General features: G+C 70.6%; 12 protein-coding genes. 6 read left to right on the top strand and 6 right to left on the bottom strand.

Going from position 1 to position 11,763, the window contains the following annotated elements; all coding sequences use genetic code 11:
- Positions 1 to 63 precede the first annotated feature (63 nt).
- Together HUA74_RS06625 and HUA74_RS06620 are read right to left on the bottom strand one after the other, a co-directional pair.
- The gene (locus tag HUA74_RS06625; RefSeq protein ID WP_174453857.1) at positions 64 to 591 is read right to left on the bottom strand and encodes a hypothetical protein; all 528 of its coding nucleotides are present in this window, start codon (positions 589 to 591) and stop codon (positions 64 to 66) included.
- Between the two features lie 82 nt (positions 592 to 673).
- A complete protein-coding gene (locus tag HUA74_RS06620) occupies positions 674 to 1,522 on the bottom strand; it encodes an HAD family hydrolase (protein WP_174453856.1) in 849 nt (282 codons plus the stop codon).
- A gap of 178 nt (positions 1,523 to 1,700) precedes the next feature.
- On the opposite strand from HUA74_RS06620, the gene HUA74_RS06615 reads away from it, so the two are divergent.
- From HUA74_RS06615 to HUA74_RS06605, 3 genes are all read left to right on the top strand, one after another.
- The gene (locus tag HUA74_RS06615; RefSeq protein WP_141640434.1) at positions 1,701 to 2,081 is read left to right on the top strand and encodes a hypothetical protein; all 381 of its coding nucleotides are present in this window, start codon (positions 1,701 to 1,703) and stop codon (positions 2,079 to 2,081) included.
- A gap of 315 nt (positions 2,082 to 2,396) precedes the next feature.
- Positions 2,397 to 3,899 carry a hypothetical protein gene (locus HUA74_RS06610; RefSeq protein WP_174453855.1) on the top strand — a complete coding sequence of 501 codons (1,503 nt, stop codon included), beginning with the start codon at positions 2,397 to 2,399 and terminating at the stop codon, positions 3,897 to 3,899.
- 186 nt (positions 3,900 to 4,085) lie between these two features.
- Positions 4,086 to 4,955: a hypothetical protein gene (locus HUA74_RS06605; RefSeq protein ID WP_174453854.1), complete on the top strand. Its 870-nt coding sequence runs from the start codon at positions 4,086 to 4,088 to the stop codon at positions 4,953 to 4,955.
- Here the strand turns inward: HUA74_RS06605 and HUA74_RS06600 are convergent.
- A complete protein-coding gene (locus HUA74_RS06600; protein ID WP_174453853.1) occupies positions 4,945 to 5,355 on the bottom strand; it encodes a response regulator in 411 nt (136 codons plus the stop codon). The genes HUA74_RS06605 and HUA74_RS06600 overlap by 11 nt on opposite strands.
- 347 nt (positions 5,356 to 5,702) lie before the next feature.
- Between HUA74_RS06600 and HUA74_RS06595 the strand changes: the two genes are divergently transcribed.
- A complete protein-coding gene (locus HUA74_RS06595) occupies positions 5,703 to 6,632 on the top strand; it encodes a hypothetical protein (RefSeq protein WP_174453852.1) in 930 nt (309 codons plus the stop codon).
- 109 nt (positions 6,633 to 6,741) lie between these two features.
- Here HUA74_RS06595 and HUA74_RS06590 read toward each other — a convergent pair whose 3' ends face one another.
- Positions 6,742 to 7,437: an NTP transferase domain-containing protein gene (locus HUA74_RS06590; RefSeq protein WP_141640429.1), complete on the bottom strand. Its 696-nt coding sequence runs from the start codon at positions 7,435 to 7,437 to the stop codon at positions 6,742 to 6,744.
- Between the two features lie 257 nt (positions 7,438 to 7,694).
- A complete protein-coding gene (locus HUA74_RS06585) occupies positions 7,695 to 8,012 on the bottom strand; it encodes a CBS domain-containing protein (RefSeq protein WP_141640481.1) in 318 nt (105 codons plus the stop codon).
- A 177-nt stretch (positions 8,013 to 8,189) separates the two neighbouring features.
- On the opposite strand from HUA74_RS06585, the gene HUA74_RS06580 reads away from it, so the two are divergent.
- Positions 8,190 to 10,184 (top strand): patatin-like phospholipase family protein, encoded by a 1,995-nt coding sequence (locus tag HUA74_RS06580; RefSeq protein WP_141640428.1) that lies wholly within the window; start codon positions 8,190 to 8,192, stop codon positions 10,182 to 10,184.
- A gap of 131 nt (positions 10,185 to 10,315) precedes the next feature.
- A complete protein-coding gene (locus HUA74_RS46590) occupies positions 10,316 to 11,131 on the top strand; it encodes a flagellar motor protein MotB (protein ID WP_141640427.1) in 816 nt (271 codons plus the stop codon).
- On the opposite strand, the gene HUA74_RS06570 is transcribed toward HUA74_RS46590, so the two are convergent.
- Entirely contained in the window at positions 11,132 to 11,656 is a 525-nt protein-coding gene (locus HUA74_RS06570) for a hypothetical protein (protein ID WP_174453851.1), read from the bottom strand. It abuts the gene before it with no gap.
- Positions 11,657 to 11,763 lie beyond the last annotated feature (107 nt).

Genomic DNA, 11,763 nt, shown 5'->3' with positions numbered 1-11,763 from the left:
CTCCCTTCCCTGGGACGCGGGGCTTCGTGTTTCTGGCGTGTGCCCGGACTCCTGGAGCTTCGGCTACCGCTTCGCGCCGTCGGCGGGCTTCACCTCGCGCTCCACGGTGCCAACGGACTCGCCCGTCCACTCGGGGTCCACGGGGATGATGAGGTAGCCCTCCTGGGCCGTGGGTGGGGGGCGTGGGTGGAGGGGTGGCGGCTCGTCGCTCGAGGCCACGCGGGCGGGCACGTCCGTCCAGGCGACGAAGCGGGCCTCGTACTCCCGCACGCGCTGGCCGCCGGCCACCTTGCGCTCCAAGGGGCGCGGCAACAGCACGGCGTCCGCGCCCATCAAACAGGCGGTCTCCTGGAGCAGCTCCTTGCGGCCCTGCGCGCCCAGGTACTCGTTGCCCGTCACCGCCAGGGTGCCGAGTTCGGCGTAGGGGCGCGGGGGCTCGCGCTCCTCGAAGACCTCGAACGCGCAGCCGGGCTCCCTCGCCGGACGCTGGACGCTGACGGGGTGCGCCTCCAGCGCCACCTGTGCCGAGGTCGCGCAGGCGGACATGCAGGCGGCGAGGACGCACGACGACAGCGAGCGACTGACGGACATGGCGGGCTCCGATGAAAGGGCGCGGCGGACGACAGTCTCGTCAACGCCGCGCCTCTCGGGAGCATATCGGCGGGTGGCTGCTTCAGCGCAGGCGAGGCAGGAGCGCGAGCAGGCTCTTGTCCACGCCACCGCGAGCGCCCAGCGCCTCGATGGCCTTCAGCTCGTACGGCAACACGTTGTCACGGGCGACGAGTTGCACGTGCGCGCCCAGGGCGGCCGGCAGCGCCAGGTCCAGCTCGTAGATGTCGCCGGCCACCAGCGTGTCCTCGGGCCGCGTGCCAGTGGTGTCCCAGATGCGCTTGAGGGCCTCGAAGTAGCGGCCCCGGCGCAGGTAGACGGGCCGGCGCAGCACGCCGTCCAGCGTCTGCATCTCCGGCAGCGCATCGAAGCGCGCGTCGGACACGTCCGGTGGGTCCAGCAGGAACTTGCGCGCGTCGCCGGAGACCTTCAGCCGCTCGCGGCCCTTGGGCGCCAGGGTGTCCAGCTTCTTCTCCACCAGCTCCGTGTGCGCATTCGTCACGACAGTCACGGGCAGGCCCGTGGCGAGCAGCGCCTCCAGCACCTCCTTCGCCTCCGGCTTGAAGGCCGTGGCCGAGTGCACGTAGGACTCGCGATACATCGTCTGCACGGCCTCCGAGCGCGTCGCCTCGTCGGTGCCCACGGAGAGCCGCTGGAAGATGCGGTGCGCCGCCGTCGTGGCCGTCAGGTACGGGTCCGCCGTCGCGGGTGCCACCACCTTGCCACCCAGGTTCCACCCCAGGAGGTCGGCGCCCGCTCGCAGCGCCGCGACTTCCTCCTCCCAGGCCTGCTCCACCCCCTGCCCCAGTGCGCGGACCAGTCCGTCACGAAAGTGTTTCAAGAAGGGCGCGCTCTCCGTCGCCACGTCCGTGAAGGTCCCGTCGAAGTCCAGCACCACGCAAGCAATCGCCATCAGCCCACCGACTCCCGAAGTTGGAGGAAAAGGGGCCGGATGACGCCCCGGCCCGGGTTCCGAATCAAGCCTGTGACATCATTTCGGCCCTGTAAACTTGAGGCCGCCCTGTAAATCCCGAGTGGCAGGGCCGTCGCCTTGAGTCCTACAGCGGGTGGCTCGCTAGCCTTGGGCGGGCATGGAAGCGACGCGGCGAAACGAGGCGGCGCTGTGGCGCCGGGCGTGGCTGCCCTGGGGCTTGCTCGCCGGAGTGTGCGTGCTCTGCGGGTCGGCGGCCTGGGCGAGCTCTCGCTCGGTGTCCGCGCTGGCGGAGCGCGGGGCGCAACTGGAGCGCGAGGCGGCCGAGTCCGAGGCCCGCGTGGCCGAGCTGCAGGCGCTGCGCGAGGCCATGGCCCGACGACTGCGCGTGCTGGAGCAGCAACACCAGAGCGCGCGGGCGGAGGTGCTGACCGCGGCGGCGGCCTGCTCCCTGGCGCCACCCGAGGCACCCCAGAGCCAGGGCCGCTCGGAGCCGCGCCGCTCGGGCTCCGCGAAGGGAAAGAAGAGCGCGCGCCGCTGACGGGAGCGCGCTCCGACGTGGCCTCCACCCCGCGAGGTCTCTCGCGCCGAGGCCCTGCGCCACAGTCCGGGGAGCGCGCTTCGACGTGGCCTCCCCCCCGCGAGGCCTCTCGCGCCTCAGCCCTGTGCCTCGATCCAGGGAGCGCGCTTCGACGTGGCCGCCAGGTCCACACCTGCCCTCGCCACTGTGGACCTGGGGGCAACAGGGCGCTGGAGCCGCGCGCGCAACCTCACGGAAATACTGCGAGGCGAGCGTCGGCCCGCCACGTGCTACCTCGCGACTCCGAGTCTCCTTTTCGCGCGAGGTCCCTTCCGCATGTCTTCCGTCATCCTCCGACTCCCCGCCCCCCTCCGCTCCGCGCTGGCCGCCCTCGTGTGCGTGGCCGCGCTGCTCCCGCTCTCCCGCGCGGAGGCAGAGCCGGGCATCCGCATCCTCAACTCGCTTTCCACCGCCGACCTGGCCTTCAACGCGCTCACCACCAACGCGGGCTCCATCGAGGCGCTCATCTCGCAGCCGCTGACCTCGAGCGCCTTCGCGGGTGACTGGCGCCTCAGGCACCAGCTCGAGGACCCGGCCGCGCGCAACGTCATGCACTACCTGGTCGAGTGCGCGCTGGGCCCGACCTCCAAGGTGGAGTGGAAGGACCGCCTGGGCAACGTGTACACCTTCAGCGGAGGCGCGGCCCTGTGTCCGGAGTGGGATTTCACGGCGCCCAGCCCCCAGTGCCTGGGCTACGTGAGCGCGTGCCTGCTGTCGCGCAACAACGCCTACGGCCACACCGTGGAAATCTCCCTGCGCGGCGAGGACCCCCGGGACGACCTGCGCTTCAACCCCACCGGCGACACCAAGCAATGGCACCCCATGTTCCTGCCGTGCGACAAGGGCGGCTCCGGCCTGGGTGACGAGTGTGGCTGGGTGGGCGAGGGCGTGGGCGCCTGCACTCCGGGACTGGAGGTGACGGTGGCCGCCGGCGCGCCGAGGCCGGACACGTGCACCGGCCTGCTCGGCGCCATCTCCGGCCACCGCGTGCTGCGCGTGTGTGAGAAGCCCTGGGGCTGCGAGGCCGGAGACGCCCTGGCCGCGGCCGAGAAGAACGACTGCGGCGGCGACGCCCCCAGCGCCACGTTCTTCTGCCCCCGCGGCGGCAGGTACAGCGTCATGTCCGCGCCCTTCAACCGCATGGAAGCGCCGGGCTCGTGGGTGAGGCCCGGCACCACGCAGGGCCGCTACCCCGTCGCATCCTTCGGCGCCTTCACCTTCCGCGAGGGCGCGTTCTTCGGGAACATCTTCGACTCGAAGGCCCTGTCCGTGGAGGTGAGCATCAACATGGACACCTACCTGCCCCAGCTCTCCAAGCCGAACTTCACCGGCTACCCGTACCAGAACGTCCACGCCTGCTTCGCCAAGGACTGGATTGCCGGAGATGTGCACCTGGCCTCGCGCATCTGCGCCAACACCACCATCGGCGACCACACCGCCTTCGGCTGCCTGGCCCGCACCGTGGGGCCCTGCGAGTTCGGCAGCGCCAGCCCCCAGGCGCCCCGCTGCGCCGTGGGCGATGGCTTCAAGGTCCAGGGCGACGGCGACTTCGAGGTCTGCTCCGACGATGACGGCGTCTTCCACCCCGAACCCATCACCACCTACCTGAACAGCCCCTGCGACGCGCTGCCCGTGACGGACCGCAGCACGTGCGGCGGCGGCGAGTGCGACTTCAGCGTTTCGCCCCCCAAGTGCAAGAAGGGCTGCGAGCCGCGCTCCGCCAGCGAATGCCTGGCCGTGGCCTGCGTGAAGAACCCCAAGCTCTGCGTCCGGAAGTAGCACCGCGTCACGACCAGCCCGGGGGGTCGGCTTCCACCTCCCGGGCCCGGCGACACGGTGGGCTCGCGAGGGCTGCCCGGCCAGGGGGCAGGCGGCATCCCATACACCATGGGTGTATGAATAAAGCAGGCGGCCGGCCGTCCTGACTCGCGTTGCCTCGTTCCGGCCACCGCCGAGGAGCCCACCGTGTTCTCTTTCCGTTCCGTCCTGAGCGCCGTGCTTGCCCTGGGATTGCTGCTGGGCTCGACGCCGTCCGAGGCGCGCTTCGGCAAGCGTTCCCGTCCTTCGCAGAGCGACTCGAAGAAGGACGACGACAAGAACGACACGCACGAGGCCACGCCGGTGGGCCACTCGGACTCCGACGACGATGACGATGACGACAGGCCCCGGCGGCGGCGCAACAACTCGCGCCACGTCGCGTCGGATGTCGCGGACAGCATCGGCTTCCTCGCCTTCGTGTTCTCCGGCGGCAACCACCGGCTGATGGTGGTGGACGAGCCCCGGCACCGCGGTGAACTGCGGCAGGAGCGTCACGCGGCGCCCCTGTCCTTCCGCGTGGGCTTCCAGGCCGGGCCCGTCAACAGCGGCGGCGCGGGCGACCTCTTCATCGGCCTGGAGGGCCGGCGCTTCGGCGTGGACGCGCGCATCACCGGCATCAGCGTGGACGCCGATGACGGCACGGACGCGTCGGACAGCATCACGCTGGTGGAGGCGCACCTCACCTGGGCGCTCCTCTCCCTGGAGCGCGTCCGGCTGCGCGTGGAGGCGGGTGTCAGCACCGCGAACGCGCCGGACATCGCCTTCGTGGGCCCCAGCCTGGGCATGTCCCTGGAGGCGTGCCTCGCGGGACCGCTCGACTTCGAGGCGCGCGCGCAGATGACGCCCTTCCCCTATCGCCAGGTGGACGCGAGCGCCGCGCTGGCGCTGCACCTGGGCGCGCTGGTGCTGCGCGGCGGCTACCGGGGCATGGTGCTGGACGACGCGGGCCACGTGGACGGCGTCGTCCACCGCGACGGCTTCCACGGCCCCTTCTTCGGCCTGGGCCTCACCTACTGATTCGTCGAGGCACCTCCGGCCTCGGTCCCGGGCAGTGCTCCTGGACCGTGGCCATCAGGTCCTTGAGCCGCACGGGCTTGCGCAAAAGCGCCACCACGCTCGCCGGACGGGGCCCCGGCTCCGCCGCCATGGCCACCACCCGCGACTGCTCGAAGCGCGCGTCCCGCTGCAGTGTCTCCAGCAACCCCAGGCCCTGCACCCGAGGCGTCTCCAGGTCCACCAACACCAGACACGGCACCTCCAGCGACACGAGCACGCGCAGGGCCTCCCGGCCATTGATGGCCATGGCCACGTCGTAGCCCTCGTCCTGAAGCGCTTCCGCCATCGCGCCCCGCAGGTCCGGGTCGTCTTCCACCAGGAGCACGGTCGGCTGCATCACCACATGGGTCACGATTGCCACCCTAGTGCCTCCGTAGCTCGCTGACACAGTTCACACCGCGAGGCCTTCGCCCACTGTCGAACCGTGAGCATCCGCCCGGTCCAGACAGGCAGATAGTCCCAGCTCCCCCGCGCGATGAGCCCAGGAGATGGGGCGGGGACGGCCGGGATGCACGGCGAGCGTCCGCCGGTGAATGGCGATTCCTCCCACGTGTCGTGCCGTGCGCACTCATTGGACGGCGCGCTGCCCAATGCCACACAAGCGCGATTGGCCAACGCCCGCCCACCCCGGGGGACCATGGCCGCGCGGGGCCGGCGGCCCTTGAATGTCGCTCCCCCGTCGTCCCCCGCCAGGAAGAGGAGTGGACCTTGCCCTCATCGAAGGCCGTGCTCGGCTCCGCGCTCACCGCCACCCTCCTGCTCGGCGGAGCCCCCGCCGAGGCCCGCTTCGGCAAGCGCTCCACGCCGTCATCGTCTGGAGGCACCACCCGCCCGGAGCGCGGCGCGGACCGCCCGGACGCCAGCCACGAGCGCCGCTCGCGTGAGCATCCCGCCACGCCCGTCGGACAGGGCTCGAACGACGGGCGCCCCGCGCGCGAGCACCCCGCGACAGCCATTGGCAAGGAGCGCGACGCCCAGGACGACGCTCCCCGCAGGCGGCGGCGACGGGCCCGCGTCCCCGTGAGCACCGCCGTCGTCGGAGTGGGCGCCGCGGGGGCCTCGGCTTCGCCCCGGCTGAACGCCACCACGCGCACGGAGCGCCGGCGCGACGAGCCCGTGCCGCTCCTGGTGCGCCTGGGCGCGCAGGCGGACTGGCTCACTGGCGGCGGCGCCATGGGCCTCTTCATGGCCATGGAGGGCCGGCGCATGGGGTTGGACACCCGCATCACCGGCCTGACGCTCCGGGCGGAGGACGGCTCCGACAAGGTGGACCGCATCACCCTCTTGAGCGCGCGGGTGACAGCGGCCCTGTGGGCCAGCGCCCGCGGGCGCGTGCGGGTCGAAGCGGGCCTGACGAGCGCCCACGCCCCCAGCGTCATCTTCGTGGGCCCCAGCTTCGGCGCGTCCGTGGAGGCCTGCATCGGCGCCTCACCGCTGGACGTGGAGGCGCGTGTGAACGCCACGCCCTTTCCCCACCGCCAGGTGGATGCGCAGGCGGGCATGGCCCTGCACCTGGGAGGCTTCAACCTGCGCGGCGGCTGGCGCGCGCTGTATCTCAACGACGCCGGACACGTGGACGGCGTCGAGCACGAGGAAGGCTTCGGCGGGCCGTACTTCGGCCTCGGGTTGACCTTCTAGGCCCCGGGCACCTCTCCACGGGCCGCGCGCACGCACGAGCGGCCCGTCATGCCCTGCTCACACGACGGGCCGGAGCCGCCCGATTGAGGGAGCCCCGGCCCTCCAGTTCTTACTCGTCCGGCGACGCGGCCATGGGAACCGAACCGCCCCCGCCGCCGATATCCGCCACCGTGGTGAGCCCCGAGGACGGCCGCTTGCCGGTGCCTCGGCGCTTGGGCGGCGGCGCCAGCTTCGGCTCCGAGCCGAACAGCCGCTCGTACGTCTCCGGCCCGTTGATGTTCACAATCACGCCCGGGTCCTTCAACGGCACCCGACGCACCTTCATGTTCTTCAGCACCACCTCCAGCTGGTCACCCTCCGCCGCCCGCAGCCGCTCCGCCGCGGCCCGCGACAACATCACCGGCCAGCCAGGTGCCCCCTCGAACTCCGGACGCAGCGCCTCCTCCGCTTCTCCCATCAACTTGAGCAAGGACTTCACCGTGGTGGCCCGGAGCGCTGGCATGTCCACCGGATGCAGGAGCACGACGTCCGCTCCGGCCTCCATCGCCGCGTCCAACCCCACCTTCACCGAGGCCATCTGGCTGTCCTTCCACTGCTCGGACTCCACCAGGTCCAGCCCCGGATGCTGCTCGCGCACGGCCTCAGCATCCTTCCCCACCACACCCAGCACCTGACAGCTCGCCTTGCCAAAGGTCGACGCCAGCGACTGAAGGAAGCTCTTGTCGCCTTCGTGCAGGATGAGCGCCTTGGGGTGGGCCATCCGCCGGGCCTCGCCCGATGCGAGGATGATCGCCACTGCCTTCATACCAAGCCTCCTCCGTCCCCCGGGGAATCGAGTGCCAGCTGGCCCGGGGCCACCGGGAACAGGCTGTGGCCTCCGCGGTGGTTTTTGAGCCCACCCCCCGGTGCTAGCCGTCAGACGGCCCCCAGTCACTTCGCGAGCCGTGTGAGAGGAGCGCGAGCACGCGCGAGCAGCGCCGGAAGAGGCACGGGCCGCCTGCTCGTTCGTACCACCCCGGAGGCTCGCCTCCCCTGCCCTCCGGCCACCTGCCCGCGGAAGACTCAATGCAGCCACCGGGGCGGCGGCGTGTGCAGCAGCAGCGCCGAGGCGGGCACGGACGCGGCGGTCTTTTCTTCCGTGCTCGCCAGCGCCTTGGCGGTCAGAATTTCAGCCAGCCGCGCGAGCGGCGCAAAGGAAGACAGCCGATGCAGCTCATGCTGGGACACCTCGCCCAACCACGCTCCGTCCCGGCCATCCACCACCGGCAGCGCGTGCGCCCCGTGACGGTGCATGACCTGAAGCGCCGAGAGGACGGTGTCCTCGGGGAAGAGCGTCACGGCATGGGCAACGAGCATCTCGAACTCGGGGCTGCGGCACATCGTCACGGAAGGCCTCCATAAAGCAGGCGTCAGGCGCCTCTGATCCACCCCTAAGCAAGGCCCTTGCCGGGCCCGGACGACTTCCGAAAGGCGACACACAACCTGGGACGGCTGGTGGGCGATAATCTCCAGGCAGCCCGCCACCCCCTCGACGCGTCCCGAAGTGGAGCCACCGCGATGAGCATCAAGTCCCTGCCGTCCTCCACACCGTCTGCCGCACCGCGTCGAACCCCGGAGCCCGTGCAGCCGCAGAAGGCGGAGGCCCCCAAGCCCAACCTGCTCGAGCGGATGGGCCAGGGCCTGCAGAACGTGGCGCGCGCGGCGAACCAGGTGGTGGACCGCTTCGAGGCGAAGCTGCCGGACCTGTCCAAGCTGGGTCTGCCCCAGCTCGCCGGCACCGGCGGCAAGCCCTGGGAGGGCATCACCCTCACCGGCAAGCCGCTCCAGATTCCGCTGAACAAGCTGCTGGACGTGGACCTGGGCGATTTGCGCAAGGTCCTCGAGCGCGTCCTGCCCCCCAAGATTGACGACAAGCAGGGCAAGCAGCTCGTCGAACAGACGAAGGGCTTCCGTGACGCGCTGGGTCAAGTGCGCTCGCTGTCGGCGCAGCTGGACATGCTGCCCTCCACGCATCCGCGCTACGCGCAGGTGAAGGCCGCGCTGGAGAAGGCGGAAGGGGCGCTGACGCAGCAGACGGGCTACACGAAGGCCACCGCGCCGCGCCCGGGCTCGCTCTGGTTGGATCCGCAGTTCCTGGCGAAGGAGCTGCCCAACGGACAGGTCCACGCCAGCCGCTTCCCCACGGGCACGCCGGTGACGAAGCCGCCCGCGGCGCTGGACATCGTCGCGGGGGGCGACGCGAAGAAGGCCGCCGAGTACACGGCCTCCGTCGCCCAGAACCGCGCCGAGGCGGGCATGCCGGTGCAGGGCGGCGAGCCCATGGGCGTGCACCTGAGCCTGGAGGGCGGTGGCGGCAAGGGCAAGCGCTACGCGGCGATGCTGACGGAGATGCGCGAGATGGGCGTGGTGCCGGTGAGCCTGACGGGCACGTCCGCGGGCTCCATCGCCGCCGCGTTCGCCGCCACGGGCGCCACGCCGAAGCAGGTGGAGGACGTGGCCAAGGACCCGCGCCTGGGCAAGCTGTATGACGCCGACCTGGACCTGAACGACGGCGGCCTGCTGGATGGCCAGGCCGCGTATGACCTCTTCGACCAGAAGCTGCGCGAGCTGACCGGAATCACGGACCGGCCCGTGACGTTCGCCGACCTCAAGATTCCCCTCCAGCTCGTCGCCGCCAAGGCCTACGACAGCGCCGTCCCCAACGGCGGCTTCAAGAGCGCGCAGGACCGCATCTTCGTCTTCAGCCAGGAGACGACGCCGGACACGCCCGTGGCGCTCGCCATGCGCGCCTCCATGGCCATCCCCGGCGTCTTCGAGCCGGTGCAGGTGGTGGACCCCGTCACCGGCCGGCAGATGCACCTGGTGGACGGTGGCACGCTGGACAACCTGCCCATGGGCTACAACAAGAACGACCTGCCGCAGATTGGCGCGTCGCTCCAGCCGCGCGGCGGCACGCACCCGTCCAACGGCACCGCCCAGCCCAAGCCCTTGCCCACCGGCCAGCTCGACACGGACGATGTGGTGTGGAACGGCTTCAACGGCCTGGCCCTGCTCAAGGACAACGCCACCGAGGCCCAGGACTGGCGCGACAAGGCGAAGCCCGGCGCCAACCAGTTCATGCTCAGCGTCCCCACGTGGAACCTGGACAACCCCAAGCAGGGCAACAGCATCCTGGGCTTCGGCTACGACAACAAGGTGGACCCCATCCTGGATGGGCAGACGCGCGAAGTGACGCGCGACTTCCTGCGCGAGTTCATGGATGACATGAAGGTCCCCGGCTCGCGCGGCACCAACATGGTGACCCAGGTGCCCAAGGACTTGAAGTTCAGCGAGCCCGTCCAGATCTGGGGCGAGAAATTCCAGGTGACGTACAACGGCGGAGACACCGTCGTCGCCACCGCCGCCAATGGCAAACGTCACGAAGTGCGGCTCGGCCAGAAACAGATTGAATCCATGTGGCTGGATGGCCAGGCGTTCAACGACTTCGGCGCGCAGCTGTCTCACTCGCTCAGCGACGTGCGCAGCGTGCGGCCTTCCTGGTTCCCTTTCTGACACACGGTGTGGGGCTTGCGCCCCTGCTGCAAGGTTGAACCTCCAGACACCTTCACGCACCCAGGGCGCCTTGAGGCGCACCTGGGTGCCGTCGTTACGGTGGCTCGCATACATCCCCCTGGGAGGTCTTGATGCAAGCGGAGCGAGGGCGGGCCTGGGTGCCCTGGCTGGTGACGGTGCTGGTGGTGCTGCTGGCGGGCGGAGTGCTGTACCTGGCGCACCGAGGCTCGGCGCAGTCGCAGGCGCAAGCGGAAGAGGCGCGCAAGGCGGCGGACGAGGCCACGGCGCGCGCGCGTGACGCGGAGGCCGCGCGCAAGCAGGCGGAGGAGAAGCTCGCCGCGCTGGAGACGGAGCACGCGAAGCTGTCGTCGGAGAAGGAGCAGCTCAGCACGGAGAAGGAGCAGCTCTCCCAGACGGTGCAGGAGCAGGAGGCGGAGCTGGCCAAGCTCAAGGACACCTATGACGACCTCCAGGACAAGATGAAGTCGGAGATCGCCGAGGGCGCCATCAAGCTGTCCCAAGCCAAGGGCCGCATCCAGGTGGACCTGGTGGACAAGGTGCTCTTCGACTCCGGCGACGCGAGCATCAGCAAGCGCGGCCAGGAGGTCCTCAAGCGGCTGGGCGGCGTGCTCGCCAAGGTGGATGACAAGGCCATCCAGGTGTCGGGCCACACGGATGACTCGCCGCCGTCGCAGAAGCTGCAGGCCACCTTCCCCACCAACTGGGAGCTGTCCGTGGCGCGCGCCGTCAACGTGGTGCGCTTCCTGGAGGAGCATGGCGGGGTGCGCTCGCGCCGGATGATCGCTGCGGGCTACGGAGAGACGCGGCCGGTGTCGGCCAACGCCACCCCTCAGGGCCGCGCGCGCAACCGGCGCATCGAGGTGCTGCTGATTCCAGAGCTGCCCGCGAAGAAGGCCGCCCTGAAGACGGCCCGGGACAGCCGCTAGCTACTTCTTCTTCACCGACTCCAACAACTTGCGGAAGGACTTCTCCGAGGCCGCCACCGTCTTCTCCGGGCCCGTCAGCTTGAAGAAGAGGGCGCCCTCGGGGCCTTCCACAATCGCGCCCAGCAGACGGAAGCCGGGCTTCGGCGTGGAGGGGCCCATCATCGGCCCGCCGCCCATGTACGTGCCCTTCACGTCCACCGTCGTCACCGGCATCCCGTTGAGCTTCTCCGCCTTCGTCTTCGCGACCTTGTCCACCGGCTTGCCATCCGCCGTCTGGAACTGGCCCAGCCACCGCTTCACGTTGGCGTCCACCGCGCCGCCCTGCCCCTGCCCGAAGTAGAAGACCGCCAGCTCCCCGCCCTCCGTGTCCCCCTTCGCCGCCGGCAGCTTGTACGTCGCCGCGCGCATCGGCCGCTCGCCCTGCGCCGCCCACTCCGCCGGCGCCGTCCACGCCAGGCCCCCGGCCTCCTCCGCGGACGCCGCCATCGCCATGCACATCACCAGCACACTCAGCAGTCGGTTCATCCGCTCAGCGTACCGGTGATTGGCTCCAGCGCAGTGTGTCAAAGACAGTCTGTGCCACTCCCGCATACGCTGATGCATGAGTGACACAACGCGTCAAGTCCCGTCGC

It is taken from the genome of Myxococcus sp. CA051A, assembly GCF_013336705.1.
GTDB classification, from domain to species: Bacteria; Myxococcota; Myxococcia; order Myxococcales; family Myxococcaceae; genus Myxococcus; species Myxococcus llanfairpwllgwyngyllgogerychwyrndrobwllllantysiliogogogochensis.
The sequence above is the reverse complement of the archived record's forward strand: the minus strand, read 5'-3'. Positions and strand labels throughout refer to the sequence as shown.